At 56.8% G+C, this 17178-nt stretch carries 15 protein-coding genes and 1 pseudogene; 3 read left to right on the top strand and 13 right to left on the bottom strand.

Annotation, left to right across the window (positions count from 1 at the left end; genetic code table 11):
* From AC1RQB_RS03730 to AC1RQB_RS03720, 3 genes are read right to left on the bottom strand one after another with little or no spacing between them, the layout of a single operon-like run.
* Positions 1-1050, bottom strand: coding sequence for a DUF2955 domain-containing protein (locus tag AC1RQB_RS03730; protein ID WP_063343624.1), 1050 nt, complete (start codon positions 1048-1050; stop codon positions 1-3).
* Complete coding sequence (locus AC1RQB_RS03725) at positions 1040-2179, bottom strand: HlyD family secretion protein (RefSeq protein WP_008072343.1); 1140 nt, start codon at positions 2177-2179, stop codon at positions 1040-1042. Before AC1RQB_RS03725 ends, AC1RQB_RS03730 begins: the two co-directional genes overlap by 11 nt.
* A gap of 5 nt (positions 2180-2184) precedes the next feature.
* Positions 2185-3708 carry an efflux transporter outer membrane subunit gene (locus tag AC1RQB_RS03720; RefSeq protein WP_207267310.1) on the bottom strand — a complete coding sequence of 508 codons (1524 nt, stop codon included), beginning with the start codon at positions 3706-3708 and terminating at the stop codon, positions 2185-2187.
* A 194-nt stretch (positions 3709-3902) separates the two neighbouring features.
* Between AC1RQB_RS03720 and AC1RQB_RS03715 the strand changes: the two genes are divergently transcribed.
* Positions 3903-4424, top strand: a complete 522-nt coding sequence (locus AC1RQB_RS03715; protein ID WP_032830465.1) for a transporter suffix domain-containing protein — start codon at positions 3903-3905, stop codon at positions 4422-4424.
* Positions 4425-4431: 7 nt separating this feature from the next.
* On the opposite strand, the gene AC1RQB_RS03710 is transcribed toward AC1RQB_RS03715, so the two are convergent.
* Together AC1RQB_RS03710 and AC1RQB_RS03705 are read right to left on the bottom strand one after the other, a co-directional pair.
* Positions 4432-5064, bottom strand: coding sequence for a response regulator (locus AC1RQB_RS03710; RefSeq protein ID WP_008072339.1), 633 nt, complete (start codon positions 5062-5064; stop codon positions 4432-4434).
* 33 nt (positions 5065-5097) lie between these two features.
* Positions 5098-6459 (bottom strand): cache domain-containing protein, encoded by a 1362-nt coding sequence (locus AC1RQB_RS03705; RefSeq protein WP_063343625.1) that lies wholly within the window; start codon positions 6457-6459, stop codon positions 5098-5100.
* A gap of 387 nt (positions 6460-6846) precedes the next feature.
* Here AC1RQB_RS03705 and AC1RQB_RS03700 point away from each other — a divergent pair, with 387 nt between their 5' ends.
* Both AC1RQB_RS03700 and AC1RQB_RS03695 read left to right on the top strand, forming a co-directional pair.
* Complete coding sequence (locus AC1RQB_RS03700) at positions 6847-8904, top strand: carbon starvation CstA family protein (RefSeq protein WP_063343626.1); 2058 nt, start codon at positions 6847-6849, stop codon at positions 8902-8904.
* Positions 8905-8919: 15 nt separating this feature from the next.
* Entirely contained in the window at positions 8920-9117 is a 198-nt protein-coding gene (locus tag AC1RQB_RS03695; RefSeq protein WP_008069978.1) for a YbdD/YjiX family protein, read from the top strand.
* A 27-nt stretch (positions 9118-9144) separates the two neighbouring features.
* On the opposite strand, the gene AC1RQB_RS03690 is transcribed toward AC1RQB_RS03695, so the two are convergent.
* The 8 genes and pseudogenes from AC1RQB_RS03690 to AC1RQB_RS03655 form a co-directional block, all read right to left on the bottom strand.
* Positions 9145-9426 (bottom strand): hypothetical protein, encoded by a 282-nt coding sequence (locus AC1RQB_RS03690; RefSeq protein ID WP_008069969.1) that lies wholly within the window; start codon positions 9424-9426, stop codon positions 9145-9147.
* A 159-nt stretch (positions 9427-9585) separates the two neighbouring features.
* Positions 9586-10032: a hypothetical protein gene (locus tag AC1RQB_RS03685; protein WP_241824490.1), complete on the bottom strand. Its 447-nt coding sequence runs from the start codon at positions 10030-10032 to the stop codon at positions 9586-9588.
* A gap of 48 nt (positions 10033-10080) precedes the next feature.
* Positions 10081-10179: pseudogene (locus tag AC1RQB_RS03680) on the bottom strand (PoNe immunity protein domain-containing protein); the annotation flags it as partial.
* A 283-nt stretch (positions 10180-10462) separates the two neighbouring features.
* A complete protein-coding gene (locus tag AC1RQB_RS03675) occupies positions 10463-12592 on the bottom strand; it encodes a lipase family protein (RefSeq protein ID WP_063343628.1) in 2130 nt (709 codons plus the stop codon).
* Between the two features lie 12 nt (positions 12593-12604).
* On the bottom strand, positions 12605-13399 hold the full coding sequence (locus tag AC1RQB_RS03670; protein ID WP_081235331.1) for a hypothetical protein: 795 nt from the start codon (positions 13397-13399) through the stop codon (positions 12605-12607).
* Between the two features lies 1 nt (position 13400).
* The gene (locus AC1RQB_RS03665; RefSeq protein ID WP_241824491.1) at positions 13401-14219 is read right to left on the bottom strand and encodes a hypothetical protein; all 819 of its coding nucleotides are present in this window, start codon (positions 14217-14219) and stop codon (positions 13401-13403) included.
* A complete protein-coding gene (locus AC1RQB_RS03660) occupies positions 14212-15063 on the bottom strand; it encodes a DUF4123 domain-containing protein (protein ID WP_063343629.1) in 852 nt (283 codons plus the stop codon). Before AC1RQB_RS03660 ends, AC1RQB_RS03665 begins: the two co-directional genes overlap by 8 nt.
* Positions 15060-17132, bottom strand: coding sequence for a type VI secretion system Vgr family protein (locus AC1RQB_RS03655; RefSeq protein WP_063343630.1), 2073 nt, complete (start codon positions 17130-17132; stop codon positions 15060-15062). The genes AC1RQB_RS03660 and AC1RQB_RS03655 overlap by 4 nt, the downstream gene beginning before the upstream one ends.
* Positions 17133-17178 lie beyond the last annotated feature (46 nt).

Raw genomic sequence — 17178 nt, 5'->3', positions numbered from 1 at the left:
TCAGTGATCGGGTTGGCTGACGCCTGGATTACGCCGCCGCTGATCGAGTAGATAAACCATCAGGCAGGCATAGAGCGTGAGGGCGATAAACAATCCCATGCGCACGGCGAAGGCGGTATAGACGTCTTTCCCGGCGAGGCTGTCCTGAACCGACTGACCCAGCAGGATAATCAGCGTGACCAGACTGTTGAGCCAGAACCCCGGGGTTTGTCGGGTCGGGCTCAGGGCATAGAGCTTGCGCGCCAACAGCAAGCCGAACAGCAGCATCCACAGAAAGAACATCCACAAGTGCACAAACAGGCTGAGCGCGCACCAGAACCCAACAGCCAACAGCCCGCCCATGAAGGTCGAACCGAGCAATTCATGAGCAGCGTTGCGCGTCGTTGTCGTCGAACTCTGTTGACCAAGACTGACCGCTTTCAAAATGATCGGCAGATAGCTCGCCGGGTCGATCAGGGCCAACAGGAATGCCGGTATGACAATCAGGGTCGCACGCAGTGCAACTCTGCCCACTTCTTGCTCCGGCAAAGCGCTGGCGGCGGGTGGGGACGGCGCATTGGCGGGGTCGGGAAACAGCCAGTGACTAATCCCCACAACGAGAACGGCGAGGATCAACCCCTTGACCAGGGCACCGATGACCATCATCGCCAGATCGAACTCGGCGACGCCGGCCGAAGAAATCATCGTCAGGCCAATGATCATGAAGGTCATGATCAAGGCGTTGCCGCCACGCAGGCCAAAACCAAACGCCAGGAACATACTGACGCCAATCAGCAGCACGCCGGTAATCGGGTAGTAACGCAGGATCGGAATCAACAACAGGCCGACGCCGGTGGTTAACATCGCAGCCAGAGCGAGAATCAATCCAGCCTTCAATGGCAGCGGCCGATTGAGGGAAGCCAACAGCAACACGGCCAGCACCGGCGCGAGAAAAGGGATCGGCAAGCCCAGGCCGAAGCTGGCCGCCAGGCACAATGCGGTGCCTGTGCCCATACGCAACGCACGCTGAACCCGGGGCGTGCGCTGGGTAGGCACGCCCTTAGTAGGCATAGCTCAGCCAGCTCATGAGTCCCACGAACAAACGACCGAGCAGGTTCAACGGGTTGTCTTGAGTCGGGAATGCCATCACTTCAGCCTGCCCACCGGCACGGATGGCGCGGCTGGCGAACAGCGTTTTCCTTGAGTCCTCGGAAAACTCGATAATCACTGGAAAACGCTGGGCCGGACGCAGCCAGTCGCGGCTGTTCTGCACACTGGGAAGGCTGCCGGGCGCAGTGCTCTGACCGACGCTGACACCGTAGCCGACACTGCGCACACGACCCTCGAAAACCTTCCCCGGCATGGCATCCAGAACGATCGAAACAGGGGTGCCGACCTCGACCAGGCCGAGGTTGTTTTCGGTCATGTCCGCGCTGATCCACACATCGTGGATGGCAATCAGGGTCATGACCGGGCTGCCGGCAGTGGCGAACTGTCCGACATCGGTGCGCAGATCGGTGATCAGCCCCGCCGACCGTGCGCGTATCTGCGTGTTGGACAAGTCCAGTTCGGCTTTTGACAACGCCGTGGCGGCGCTGCGCAACAGCGCGTTGTCTTCCTCGCTGCCGCCTTCCTGTTCCCGTGCTCGCTGGACCTCGGCATGGGCTGCGGCGACCTGGCTGACAGCCTGTTCACGGTTGGCCCGAGAGACTTCAAGCAAGCGCACGGAAATGGTGCCGGGATCTTCGCGGTACAAACCTTCAAGACGCTGATTGTCCTGCCGCGCCTTGAGTTCATTGGCCTGGGCTGCGCGCAAATTGGCTTGAGCCGAAGCAATGCCAGCGGTGCTGGCGCCGATCTGGCGGCGTGTGGACTCAAGGTCTGCACGTGCGCGGTCGACGGCTATTTGATAGGGCTGCTGGTCCACTTCAAACAGCACATCGCCCGCCTTGACGTCCTGGTTGTTGCGCACATCCACACGGATCACCCGGCCGGCCACTTCGGAGGCCACCGGAATGACAAAGGCGCCCACCCGAGCCTGTTGCGTATACGGTGTGAAACGGTCAGCCAACAAGTACCAGGCCAGGCTCAGGACGATCAGCAGCAATACCCATTTGATGCCCTTTTTTGCAGGATCGGCGGCAGGCTCGGATGCCTTGGGGGAGGGCGCCTCAGTGACGGGCGGCGAGGGTTCAGTCATCGGCTTTAACCTTCTGGCTCGGGATAGGATGCTTGCGAAGGGGCCGGCTCATTCAGCAGGTTGCCCCAGTCGGTACGTTGTTCCATTTGCTGGCGAGTGTTTTGATCGACTGTCGGCTGGGCGCTGTACCACCCACCGCCAAGGGCTTTGTACAGAGCGATCAGGTTGCTCACGGCATTACTGCGGCTGAGCAGGTAATTGTCCTGCTGTTCGAGCAATGCGCGTTGAGCGTCCAGCACGCGCTGGAAGTCCGAGTAACCTTCCCGGTATTGGGTGTTGGCCAGGCTCAACGAACGCGCGGCGGCGACCTGTGCCTCACCCAGAATGCGCTCGCGTTCCAGCGATTTGATCAAGCTGCTGGCAGCATCATCGGCCTCTCGTGCGGCCTGGCGGACTTTCTCGCGATAAACCTCAATCAGCTGCTGCAACCGCGCATCCTGTATACGCACATTGTTGCTGATCTGGCCGTGGTCAAACAGGTTCCAGCGCAAACTGGGACCGCCGATCAGGTCCAGGCTGTTGGAGGTGCCGCTCAACGTATCGGTGGTCCAGACGATGCTGCCCAGCAAGGTCAGCGACGGATAGAAGTCGGTTTGCGCGACACCGATCAGAGCCGACTGGGCCGCGACATTGAGTTCGGCAGCGCGCACGTCCGGTCGACGCAACAACAGGTTGGCCGGCACGTCTTGCAGCACGGCTCGGTCCACCAGCGGGATCAGTCCCTCGTGTTCAAGCAATTGGGGCAGGGCGCTGGGGGGCTGTCCGATCAGCACAGCCAGCGCGTTACGGGTGCGCACTACTTGCGCCTCAAAATCCGGAATGCTGCTCAAGGTGCCCAGGTATTGGGTCTTGGCTTGTTGCACGTCGAGTTCGGCGCTCTGGCCACTGTTGAACAGTTTTTCGGTGATCTCAAAGTTGCGCTTTTGCTGCTCGGCGTTTTCTCGAGCGACGCGCAATCGCGCCTCGGTGGTGCGCAACGAAAAGTAGGTATCGGCCACCTGAGCACGCAGCAGTACCAGGACGTCTTCATAGTTGGCCTGAGCCGCGAAGTAACTGGCATCGGAGGACTCGATGGCTCGACTGAAACGCCCCCAGAAGTCCAGTTCCCAGCCGACATCAAAGCCCGCGCTGTGTTGCCAGAAGTGGCTGTCTTGCGGGTTATTGCCGCCGGACTGCTTGCGGTTGAAGTACAGGCTGTCGGCGCTGGCCTGTTGCAGTTGCGGATAACGCCCGCTTTGCGCAATACCCAACCGGGCGCGGGCTTCCATGACGCGAAGGCCGGCAATTTTCAGGTTGGAATTGTGCGCATCCGATTCGGCGATCAGCGCGTCGAGGACCGGGTCGGCGAACACCTGCCACCACTGGCGAATGTCGGGGTTCAGGCTTCGTTGGCTGGCTTGCTCCAGCGCGGGGCTGCTCCAGAGTTTTGTCCAGGCTTCGCCGGGGGGCTGAAAATCCGGCCCCAGACGGACGCAACCGCCAAGGCCAAGGACGAGCAGCAGAAGCAATGGGCTAGAGCGCGTCAGCATCGGTGCACTGATAGTAGATCTTGGGAAAACGTCATCCGAACATACCTGATATTGAAATGGCGTTGGTTACTGGTTCGCTTAGGTTAGTACAGCTGCGACAAATACAAGGTCATGTTGAATGATCTGGGATCGACTAACTGCTACGCTTCTGAAGATCCATTAATCCAGGCCAAAAAATGAAGGTTAAGAAGACCATGAGCAACCCTCAGGATGATAATGCACCTAGTTCCGCTGGTTGGCGCTTCAAACTGGGCATCGCGATTATTTGTTTGATGCTAGGCTCCTGGCTGCTGGTGCCTCTCGCTGCGGCAGTGGATGTGCCCGGCTCAAAGATCGCAGCACTGACAGGCGTTTTGTTTATCAGCAACAAAGTTCTGTTGATTCTCGTCATTGCGATCATGGGCAAATCCGGCTTTCAGCAACTCAAGCGCAGTATGTTCGGTTACGTCTCCACACTTGCACCGGCAGACGTGGAAGTAGGCCCGGCTCGCCATAGAATTGGCCTCGTGATGTTTTGCCTGCCACTGATCTCGGGATTTCTCGAACCTTACATAGATACTATCTGGCCGGGGCTGAGACCCAATATCTGGCAGCTCCAGGCGCTGGGCGATGCCATGTTGATCGGCAGCATTTTCGTGCTGGGGGGGAATTTCTGGGACAAGGTACGCGCGTTGTTTATTCGCACGGCACGTGTCGTTAATACGAGCGCGGTGTGAATCGCCTCTAGCGCGAAATGATCCCATGATCGATCGCGTACTTTACAAGGGCGGCGGGTTTGTCGATGTTGAGCTTGCGACGGATGCTCAGGCGATGAGTTTCTACAGTCCGCACACTGATGTCCAGTTCGCGAGCCATTTCCTTGTTGTTCAGCCCCTGAGCCATCTTGTACAGCACCTGGCTTTCGCGCGGAGTCAGCTCGTTGTCGCTACTTTTATCGGCAATGAGCCGCTGTGCGATCTCGGCACTGTAGAACGTCCCGCCGCTGACAATGGCTTCGATTGCCGCAATGATTTCCCGTGAAGGCGCATTCTTCAGCACATAGCCGCTGGCACCCGAGCGAACGGATTCACTCACGTATTCATAGTTGTCGTACATGCTCAGCACCAACACCTTGAGCGACGGGTATTGGCTGCGTAACAACCGCGTCAGCTCAAGGCCATTGATGTCCTTCAGGCTGATGTCGACCAGCAACAGATCCGGCTGGCAGCGCCCGACCATTTCAATGGCATCGGCGCCATTCTCGGCTTCTCCCACCACTTCCAGCTGCGTCATGACCCCCAGCAGCGATTTGATTCCGTCGCGGACCAGGGAGTGATCGTCAACCAGGGCGACGCGGATCGGGTAGGGCAGGTTCATCGCAGGCATTCACTCTAATTGTTATGGGCTGAGTCAGCGTTCTGTACCGGGCAGTTTCATCGGCAGCAGCACGTCCAGCTCACTTCTTCCCGGCGTCGAGGTCAGGTCGAATCGACCGCCAAAATGCTCGACACGCTCACGGATGTTGCGCAGGCCAATGCCCGCGTGACGACGTTCAACTTGGGCGACGTTGAAACCGATACCGTCATCGACCACTGTCAAACGTACGGCCTTTTCAGAACCGTGTAGGGTAATGATGACGTTTTTTGCTTGTGCGTGGCGTTCGATATTGGTCAGGCCTTCTTGCACGATGCGAAACAACGAGACGGCGGCGCCATCGACCAGATGACAGTCGAATTCGTTATCGTTGAAAATCACGACCAGACCGCTGCGCTGCTCGAATTCTGCGGCGAGTTGACCGATTGCCGCCGGCAGGCCAAGGGTGTCGAGCAGCGACGAACGCAGGTCGTGAGACAGGCTGCGAACTTCACCAATCGCTTCCCCGAGGCGCTGCGTGGCGTCTCTTAAAATGCTCAACCCCTTGTCTTGTCCGTTCTCCAGCACATGGCTGGCCAGTTCGAACTGAAACTTGATCGACACCAGTAGCTGACTGATGCCGTCGTGCAGCTCTCGGGAAACCCGCGACCGCTCTTCTTCCTGCAAGCTGACGATGCGTTGAGTCAGGCGCTGGAGTTTCTTGTCGGCCAGGCGATGTTCGCTGACGTTCAGCGTCATGCCGCTGGCGAAGACAAACAACACTGCCACAAGGGCCACCGCGGCAATCGCCAGCATGGTTTTGCGGATACCCTGAGCCACCTCGGCACGTGCTTGTTGGGTGGCGCGTTCGACGTCTTCAAGGTAGATGCCGGTGCCGAGCATCCAGCCCCAACGGTCCAGCATCACCACGTAAGCGAGCTTGTCGGTCACTTGGCCGGAAGAGGGTTTGTTCCAGGCGTAACGTTGAAAACCTTCGCCCGATTGCGCACTTTTGAGCAACGCCTGGATCACCGGCAAACCGTGAGGGTCAGTCATGTCCCACAGGTATTTGCCTACAAGCTCTGACTGGCGCGCGTGCATCAGACTGCGGCCTTCGCGGTCGTAGACGAAGAAGTAGCCGTTGATGCCAAAGCTGAGCTTGCGCAGTTCTTCGAGCACTTGTTGCTGCGCGCGCGCGTCACCCCGACCGTTGTCGTACAGCGGCGCGATCAGGCTCTGGGCCATTTCGACGTAGTTTTTCAGCTCTGCGCGCTTGCTGGCCAGAATGCTGTCTTCGATCAGTTGCGCCTGTTGATCACCCAGTTGACGGTTCAGGGAAATCACCAGTGCGCAGATGACCGCGATCGCCAACACCAGCGGCAGAATCCCGAGCGCGACGATTTTGTGTTTGAGCTGCATCTCTACTCCTGGCCAGACCGAGGGAAGGCGAAGGCCCGGCATCATATGCCAAAGTTACGCGCCTCCAGTAGCAATGCTGGACAGAATGACCTGCGGCTGTGATGAAAACGCAGAACCTTGTGGGAGCGGGCTTGCTCGCGATAGCGGTCTGTCAGTCAACGGTTGATGTTGAATGTACTGGCCTCATCGCGGGCAAGCCCGCTCCCACAGGTGTTGCATTTCATCCAAGAGATCAGCGGCGCCTACGTAGAACTACGTAGACGCCGCGTACGTAGTAACGCGGATTTATTTGTCGACAGCATGGGCGGATATTGGGCCCGCTCCGCACTGCGGACACAATTATAATAATTACCGCCGCAGCCACTGGCTGTCGGCAGGAGACACGCTATGCCCCGTCTGGCTAAACACCTCGCCTGGTTTGCCGTGGCTGTCCTGGGAGCGTTTGCGCTAAGTGTCGTGGCCCTGCGCCGCGGCGAGGCCATCAACGCCCTCTGGATCGTAGTCGCAGCAGTCGCTATTTATCTCGTCGCATACCGCTATTACAGCCTGTTCATCGCCACCAAGGTGATGCAGCTCGATCCCAATCGAGCCACTCCCGCCGTACTCAACAACGATGGTCTGGACTACGTGCCGACCAACAAACACGTGCTCTTCGGACACCACTTCGCAGCGATCGCTGGCGCGGGGCCGCTGGTCGGTCCGGTCTTGGCGGCGCAGATGGGCTACCTGCCCGGTACGCTGTGGCTGATTGCCGGGGTGGTGCTGGCCGGTGCGGTTCAGGACTTCATGGTCCTGTTCATGTCCACCCGCCGCAACGGCCGTTCCCTGGGCGACATGGTCCGTGAAGAAATGGGCCGCATCCCCGGGACCATCGCGCTGTTTGGCTGCTTCCTGATCATGATCATCATCCTAGCGGTGCTGGCGCTGATCGTGGTCAAGGCCCTGGCCGAAAGCCCGTGGGGCATGTTCACGGTGATGGCGACCATCCCGATCGCGATGTTCATGGGCATTTACATGCGCTACATCCGCCCGGGTCGCATCGGTGAAATCTCGGTGATCGGCGTGGCGTTGCTGCTGGGTTCGATCTGGCTGGGCGGGCAGATTGCCGCTGACCCGGTGTGGGCCAAAGCCTTTACCTTCACCGGAATCCAGATCACATGGATGCTGATTGGCTACGGTTTCGTCGCGGCGGTACTGCCGGTGTGGCTGATCCTCGCCCCTCGCGATTACCTGTCCACCTTCCTCAAAATCGGCACCATCGTCGCGTTGGCGATCGGCATTCTGATCACCATGCCCGACCTGAAAATGCCGGCATTGACCCAGTTCATCGATGGCACCGGGCCGGTGTGGAAGGGTGGTCTGTTTCCGTTCCTGTTCATCACCATCGCCTGTGGCGCGGTGTCGGGTTTCCATTCGCTGATTGCATCCGGCACCACGCCGAAGCTGCTCGCCAGTGAAGGCCATGCCCGTTACATCGGTTACGGCGGCATGCTGATGGAGTCCTTCGTGGCGATCATGGCCATGGTGGCCGCTTCGGTGATCGAACCCGGCGTGTACTTTGCGATGAACAGCCCGGCGGCCCTTGTCGGCGCGGATGCTGTTTCAGTGGCGCAGACGGTCAGCAGTTGGGGTTTCGCAATTACCCCGGAAGCGCTGCAAGCAGTGGCCAAGGACATCGGTGAAGCCACCATCCTGGCCCGGGCCGGTGGTGCGCCGACCCTGGCGGTCGGTATCGCGCAGATCCTGCACCAACTTCTGCCAGGTGAAAACACCATGGCGTTCTGGTACCACTTCGCGATCCTGTTCGAAGCGTTGTTCATCCTGACGGCGGTGGATGCCGGCACCCGTGCCGGGCGTTTCATGCTGCAGGATTTGCTCGGCTCCTTCGTGCCAGCGCTCAAGCGCACCGAATCCTGGACCGCCAACCTGATCGCAACCGCCGGTTGCGTGGCGATGTGGGGTTACCTGCTGTATCAAGGCGTGATCGACCCACTGGGCGGGATCAACACCTTGTGGCCACTGTTCGGCATCTCCAACCAGATGCTGGCGGGTATCGCGCTGATGCTGGCAACCGTGGTGCTGATCAAAATGAAACGCCAACGCTACGTCTGGGTCACCATGCTGCCAGCGGTGTGGCTGCTGATCTGCACCACCACCGCAGGCTTCATCAAGCTGTTCGACGCCAACCCGGCAATCGGCTTCCTGGCGCTGGCGAAAAAGTACAGCGACGCCTTGGCCAACGGCCAGGTCCTCGCGCCGGCCAAAAGCATCGAGCAGATGCAGCACGTCATCTACAACGCCTACACCAACGCAACGCTGACCGCGCTGTTTTTGCTCGTGGTGTTCAGCATCCTGTTCTTTGCACTTAAGGTCGGTATAGCCGCCTGGGGCACCAAAGAACGTACGGATAAAGAAGCGCCGTTCCAGGCTTTGCCGGATGCTTGATGGAGGAGGGTGCCCATGTTCAATGACCTGAGTCGCCTCGGTAAATACCTCGGTCAGGCTGCACGCCTGATGGTCGGCATGCCCGACTACGACACTTACGTCGAGCATATGCAAACCAAACACCCGGACAAACCGCTGATGAGTTACGAAGTGTTCTTTCGGGAACGTCAGGAGGCTCGTTACGGCAGCAAGGCGGGACCGAAGTGCTGTTGATGCGAAACATTTAAGCGGTATTTTGCTTTAGGAGCCCGGCCTGCCGGCGATAGCGACCTTCGAGACGCTACCGTTGGCAAGCCGGGCTTTTTTTTGTTGTTGTACTTTCTGATATTGGCCGAATTCCTCCTTGAAGCGGGCGAAACACTCCATGACCTTTTGCTTGTTTTCAAGCAAATAGCCCTCTTTGAAGTACACCGTAGCGATCAATTCCAGCCTGATGACTGGGGTGTTATCCGGCAATTCAAAGGCTAGGTCAGGAGCCTTCTCGTTTAATCTTTCCGGTCTGACGCGCACCTTCAAAAACAAGCCTGCCTCCTGCGGGCAGGCTTTGAAGCTAGATGTCCGACGGTGATGTATTCAATGGGATGATGCGCTCATTTCAGGCGTAAAACCTTGAACCCATGGGTATCTGGCCGAACATCAACACTACCTGCTTCCTCTGGTTGCCCTTTTTCCGCGAAATAGTCATAAACCAGGAACTTTCCTGGGACCTCGTTCCCGATATTTGGAATGACCAACCGCATTTGCTCTTGTCCAAGATAAAGCCAGCGGGGCAGGGACTTCTCTGCAAAATCGATTCGTTCGTTCGATCGAATGACTGACGGGGTTTTTGCGTAAAACAACACCCTTCAAATACGGCGAGCCGTAGTTGAGCGCAAATATAAAGCCGGAGGAAATGCACTTTGCCAGGACCACCTGCCCGACAAAGTCGGTATCAGGCATGTCCGTAAATGCAGTTTGTGTTTTCTGATCGAGCTCAAGAAACAAGCGCTGACCCTCTGCAGTTGACTCGGCCAGTAAAGACACCCGTGTTCCATCAGACAAAGGGCAGCCGAGAATTGACTTGGGCGGCTCTGCATAGGCAGCCCCTATAAACAAGACAGTGATTAAATACAGCCGCACGGTTTTCATTTTATATTATCCCTGAGTACGGTCTGTTTTCTCGAGAACTGTTTTTCGTTGAATTAGTGGCGTATATACATCGTGATACCACTCGTCTACATCGTGTCGATTTGGCATTACCTTATTCAATAAGAGTTCATAAAGCGTGTCATCACCTTTTATCTGCTGTGTTTGGTTCGCTGTAATTGCATGCGGTAAGAAAGGCGGAGGAGATGATAAGCCAATAAAATTTCATTGCGCGCTCGCCTAGGCGGAGAGCCTCGCCGCTCTGGTCGAACTGGACATCAAGGTCGCGGTGTTTGACCCGGTGCTTTGTTGCAATCTGTTGACGGTTGCTCAGCAGCGGATGATGGTGTGGAAGGCGCCGGTTTGAGGTCACCGCATTACAAACAAGCCAGTCTCTCGTGGACGCTGGCTTGTTTGCGGGACGCACTGAAACCTAAGCCGTTCTCAAGTTACTGCTACTCGCTTGAGGAATCATCGCTAGCTGGACCTCGACTTTGTTTTCTTTTTTTGCCATCCAGCGATCGACGTTGATTTTATGTTCCGGCGACTGGGTGGCAGAGCCGTAAATATCTTCGGGGGTCAGTTTAAGGAAACTCAAGGCATGCAGCCGTTGCCGGGCTGTATTCAACCGACCTATTTCCGCTCTCAGTAAACTTGCTTCTCGCTGGTTCGCCTGACGGTCATATTGAAAGGCGTTGTTCAGTTCGGCTTCCTTCGTCTTCAAACGGTCCTGCATTTCTTGCAGTTGATAGTAGACCTGATCGTACTCAGTCTTGGTCACCACCGTGGTTCCGCTTTCCTGGGTTTGCTGCCAGCGACGCAATGTTGCCCAGGCGTACGGAATGTAGGAGGGCACCATGTAGTGATCACTCATGTGGAACAGTTGCTGCACAAAAGCGGCACGGTCGGGCAAGTCTCCGAACTTTTTCAATGCTTTGGTGCAGGCGGCCTCTTCGATGGAGTCGCAACCTGGATCCCAGAGAACGGCGGATTGCTCACGTCCTTTAAACTGGACGGGCATGAAGTGGTGCAAATTACCATGGTGCTCGTATGGCGAACCGCCCGTTCGCGACAGGCCTATAGCGAAAATAAGTGCGCCTAAAGGGGCGGTGACAAAACTGATGATTACGCCAGGCACCCAGATACTTTTGCGAGTGTTCATCCATGGCGCGGGAACGCTCGGGATCGGGTCGTTGTTGTTGACCATGCGGTGATGGGCCAACTCTGCAGCGCCGTTGATGAAGTCGGCGTCGCCGGCTCTTGGGGAGCCGTAGGTGTAGAGAAGGACGTCGTATTTTTTGGTGCCGCGTCGAAGCGCTTCTGCAAGTAACGTTGCAATGGCACCTCCCAGACTATGACCGCAAATAATGACTTTTTGATTAGTGTGAAACTGCTGGAGGTAAACCTGAACAAATTCACTCATCGCCTTATAGGCTTCGTAGAAACCTTTGTGCGCTTTACCTACACCCTCTTCAAATGGAACTTGCTCTGCATCGGTGTCTCGCAAGAAGTCCGCGCCTTCTAAAGTCCCTCGGACCGAGATTATAATGATTTCGTCATGGTGGGTTATGAACGCCTGGGTATTGGTGCCGCCCTCGGCTTTGCCATCGTCGAAGAAGTGCCACGTGGCGGGGGACTCTTGATTTGGACCCAATTCAGGTTTGTTTTGTTTGTACAGTGTAGGGTCGAATGGCAGGATCTCGAAACGCTTCGAATAAGGTACATCTTCATAAAGCGGATAATAAGCAGTTGTTTGGTCTTTATTGACTTTCCAGGTTTCTATGAAACTGGCAAGGCTATTGCCAAACATGTACCCGACGCTCGGGTCCGACGGGAATGATACCGTGTCGGTAGGTTGTTCAGCTGGTTCTTGGCCGAAGTTGCTGTAACTCAAGCTGGCAAACAAAGATAATTGATACAAATTCAAGGCGCTGAAATTATTGTCTTTCGATAACATGGGGCGGAAAGCCCGTAGCGGACGAACTTCAAGGGCCGTGTGTTTATCTGGAAGAAGAACAATGCCCCGTAACTCTGATTTTTCCGGACCAAATCCGAGGTCACCCATTACCTTTAGGAGGTTGTAGTTTGGCGGGTGCGCGCTTTTTGAAAGGGGAGGAAGATGAGCGGATTTCTCAACTAGATCTCTCACTTCGACATGAAAGAACTGGTCTGCTTTTACTTTTGCAGGGTTGTTTTCAACTCGCAGACCATCCTTGCGCAGGAAGCGGGTTTTTTCGGCCCGTACCTGCAGTTCGGTGATTTTTAGTGGATAGTTCAGTCGTGTCATTAGCCATTTGTAGTCCTTCTCATCTCCTTTATAGGCACTATCAACGGTGAGGACCACGGGCCCTTCGTAAGTGTCACAAATTTTGGCGAAACCTTCAGAGTCTAAAATCCCTTCATGAGATTGATCGGTACTATCTACAAGTTTGTAAGCTAAACCTGCATAAGGTTTACCATTCCCTGACTCATCCACCAGTTGAAAGCTAATCCAAGTGCCCCTGAGTGGGCAGGCTTGTTTAGTGTCGGTCAGTAGCGGTTGTACTGGTTTCTTTGCCGGCATGTGTGAATTTCCTTATTCGGTGCAAGCCGGATAGACGGTGCAGTCACGTCCATCTGGCATTTTGAAAGGTTTAAAATTTGTTTTATTGTCTCCGCAGAACGCGTAGGGGTCTTCAAGGCTGTCACCCATGCAGCGTTTCCAGCCTGCTGGGAACTTCACCCAGTTATCAGCTACGGCCGGGCTCTCCTCGCTTGAAATAGCGAAAATTACTTTTATTGTCTTACCGGCAAACTGAGCACGTTGCATGGGACCTTTAACATCTGAGTCACTTGCCTGATCCGGTGTTTCCACAGATTTACATTTCAGAAGCTTTACAATGTAACGGTCAGGTCCAGCAGTGCGAAAGAACCATTGGCACTGCTTCTGCAATACTAGGACTGGGGGAGGAGTTGGACCGTCTGCGGTTCCATCCCGGAATGATACTCCTGTGAAGGCCCTACCTAAATCGAGCCGGGCAGCTCCATACTTTGCGTTAACTTCATATCCGAAGGTATCAAGTACCAAGGGGCAGCCACCTTCGCTGCTGGTTAGTGGCACTTCGAAACGCGCTGTCTGAGCATCGTTATTAAGCTTTTGCTCAAAGAACTTCAAACCAGGATAGCTTCTGCTTTTTCGAGGAGGGACTGTGCAACTCTCTCCCGTACGAGGTACATAGGATGCCTCCCCTTTAATGCTGAATCCGGGTGGCAGTTCAGTGATCAGCGTAAAGCTATCCTGTTGCACGACTGAGCATCCTGTAGCCCCGAGCGCACCTAAGCCGATGGCAGTTGCTCGAACAAGCCCAGTGAGAAAGTCTTGAGAAAACATTTTATTTTCCTTGTTCGGTGCAGTTGGGGTAGACGGTGCAGTCACGTCCATCCGGCATTTTAAAGGGCTTGAAGTCGGTAGTATTGTCGCGACAAAACGCATAAGGGTCTGCGAGGTTTTTCCCCATGCACCGCTTCCAGCCTTCAGGAAATTTAACCCATGTATCTCCCATATATGGGGTTTCCTCCTTTGCAATTGAAAAGATGACTTTTATCGTCTTTCCTGCGAACTGAGCACGTTGCATGGGACCTTTAATATCTGAGTCACTTGCCTGATCCGGCGTTTCCACAGATTTACATTTCAGAATTTTTACAATGTAACGTTCAGGTCCAGCGGTGCGAAAGAACCATTGGCACTGCTTCTGCAATACCAAGACAGACGGAGGAACGGGACTGGCTGCATTTCCATCCCGGAACGAAATCCCTGTGTGGGCCCTACCTACATTCCGGAAGTCAGCACCATATTTGGCGTCAATCTCATAGGCGAAGGTGTCAAGCACCAAAGGACAGCCACCTTCCTTGCTCGTCAGCGGAACTTCGAAACGCGCCGTTTGTGCATCGTTACTCAGCTTCTGCTCAAAAAACTTCAAGCCCGGGTAGTTCCTGCCTTTCCGAGGAGGAACCATACAAGCCTCTCCCGTTCTAGGCACATAAGACGCCTCACCTTTAATGCTGAACCCCGGTGGCAATTCCGTCAGCAACGTAAAGCTGTCAGTAGACTTGATGGCCGAACAACCAGAAGCCGCCATCGCACCAGCAACAGCGAACAACCAAAGCAAACGTCCCGAAAAGGTTGCGTTAGACGCCTCAATCTCACCCACGCTCTGACTGCCCTAATTGCGCATCAAACACCCGCTGACACCGCGCAAAATGCTGCTCCGGTGTCTCCCCCGGCAGAGGCTTCCAAGCCACATCGTCCGCGCACGTCGGATCAAGCCTCAGGCTGAGCATGAACTCGCGCTGTTCCGGCGTGTTCCATTGCCAGGCCTCAAGCAGGTCCATCTGTTCTTCCAGCCATTCGCGCACATTGCGGGTTTCGTTGAGTTTGGCTGCGGCCTCGACGTGGTACACCAGCAACCAGCGTTTCAGGTTTTCGCGCAAGATGCTGCGCGTACGCTCCGGCGAGTTTGGAATTCGCAACCATGGTGCGGGGTTTGGTACTGGGTACATGCCGGGCCTGGCGTTATCTGCGCTTTTCCACTGCTCCTCATCCCAATACAGCACGCTGCTGATCGGGCCTAACAGCAAGGGGCGTTCGGCCTCGCTCAGGTTGGCAAGGCAGCGAGCAATCACACGATTATCCTGAAAGCGGAACAACGAGCGTTCGCCGTCTTCCTCAATAACCATTCGGGCTTGCCAGTGTTGGGTCAGGCCGTCGAGGTCGGCTTTGTCCATGCTGCCGATCCAGCCCCAGTTGCGCTGTGGGTCGTCCAGCAGTTTGCGGAAGGCATCGGCGCCGGGATTGTGCAGTTCGGTCAGCCAAGGGCTGATGGCGGCGAACTCGGCGTATTGGGTGCGCCGATAGAGTTGCACCGAGCGCTGCATCAGGCCTGCGCTGTACAGCGAGGTGACGGGGTTCGGTTCGGCGAGGCTGTCGAGGGCCAGGATCAGGACGCGATTGAGTTTTGCCTGTTCGCCGAGCCAGTTGTTGAGTGCGTCGCTCATGCTGTTGCCCCCAAATCACATTTTCCTTCACGGCAGGCTTCGCAAATCGGGCAGCGGATATCACCGGCTGCCCGGGCCGCTTTGGCCATGGCCATTTGCACGGCGGCCGGGACGAGCAGGGCGCCGGCCTTGTCTTTGGCGGCAGCCCATGGGATTACCGGGTCGAGAATCTGGATTCCCGTACCGGCACCGGGAGCACCCCCGGAATTAACCTTCACCTCAGCCCCGCTAATCGTCACCCCACCCGCATCAATCTTCACAAAACTCCCGCCAGCCTTGGCCGTCAGCTCCATGCCACCCTCAACCACCACCTTCTCCCCGGCGTGGTAATGAATCTCCGTCCCGGCCTCGACAAACTGCGCCGTCCCCACTTTCACATGCCGGGTCACGCCGACGGTGAGGTGATCATCCGCCCGCGCTTCGGTCGTGCGGTCCAGATGGGTGAGGCGGTGCTCTTCCACCTTGAACTCGCTGAACGCGTTGGCTTCGACCGTGTCATGCCGTTCGTTGCCGATGCGGATTTTCTGGTCGTGCTCGATGTTTTCATCCCAGTCTCGCTGGGCGTGCAGGTAGATCTGTTCCGCGCCTTTCTTGTCTTCGATGCGAAACTCGTTGTAGCCCTTGCCGCCCGGTGAACTGAGGGTCTTGAAGGTGCTGCGGGTTTTGTTCGCCGGCAGGTCGTAGGGGACGACGTTTTCCTTGTGGTACAGGCAGCCGGTGATCAGCGGCTGGTCCGGGTCGCCTTCGAGGAAGGTCACGAGCACTTCCATGCCGATTCGCGGGATGGCGATGCCGCCGTAGGCGTTGCCGGCCCAGCCGGTGGCGACGCGCAGCCAGCAGCTGCTGGTGTCGTGGCCCTGGCCGTCGCGGTCCCAGTGGAATTGCACTTTGACGCGACCGTATTCATCACAATGAATTTCTTCGCCCGCCGGGCCGGTGACGATGGCGGTCTGGCTGCCCAGCACTTTGGGTTTCGGGTGTTCCAGGGCGGGGCGGTAATGCGCGTCCCACGGCGTGGCGAGGAAGCGGTTGCGGTAGCCCTGGTGGAAGTCGTCCTTGTTATGGGTGACGTCGCTGGTGATGTTCTCGCCGAGCACTTGCGGCTGCTTGCCTTCGTGGACGATTTCCAGCAGCAGCCAGAGGTCGTTCCACTCGGCGCGCGGGTGTTCGCTCAGGGCCATGAAGTGGCCGCTGACCAGGGTCGGTTCGTCGCCTTTGCCTTCGGCCAGTTGGTAGTCGCTGCGATGGCGTTCCAGGGCACGGGTCGCCAGTTGCTTGCCGCGCGCACGGTCGATGAAGCGGCCGGGGTAGTCGTAGTCTTCGAGGTCCGGGGCGAACGCGCTTTTGGCCGCGCCCTCAGGCAGCAGGCGCGGTTTTTCGAAATCGTAGTCGCGGCGACTGACGCGGGTGGTGCGGGTTTCCAGGCGCAGGTTGAAGCGCTTGATCACCGGTTTTTTGGCAGCCATGCCGGAGTCTTGCTGGTAGCTCACCGGCGCGAGTTTGCGGAACACTGTCTGGTCATCGCCGAACACCAGTTTGTGGCCGCTGGTCGAGTGCTGGAAGTGGAAGTGAATGCCTTCCTCTTCGCACAGGCGCTGGATGAAGTGCAGGTCGGATTCGTCGTACTGCACGCAGTACACGCGCTCGGGGTAGATCGCACCGAGCTGGAAGCTGTAGGCGTCGGCCAGAATGCCCCGGGCTTCGAGAACCTGAGCGATGATCTTCGGCACGCTGAGCTGCTGGAAGATCTGCTGGTCATGGTTATGGCGCAGATAAGCGAGTTGCGGCACCAGGCTGATGCTGTAGCGGGTCAGGCTCTTGCCGGAATCGCCTTGCTCGATGCGGTACACCAGGCCATGGATTTTGCCCTGGCCGGTGGCGCCGAAGGTCAGGCAACCGGACTTGTGCAGCAGCTCTTCGAGTTTCAGGTCGGGGCGGGCGCTCACCAGTTCGATGTCGAAACAGAACGGCTGGTTGAGGGCTTCGCGGCCGACGAAGCTGAGCACCTGAAGGTCAACGGAAACACCTTCAAGGGTGAGGGAAATATGGGTTGCGTTCGCGTCCAGCATGCCTTGAATTCCGTCCTTTGAAAAAGCAGGCGCGGATGGTGCAGCA

Source organism: Pseudomonas sp. GW822-FHT02E03, assembly GCF_058802325.1.
This window is presented reverse-complemented; position numbering and strand designations above follow the sequence as displayed.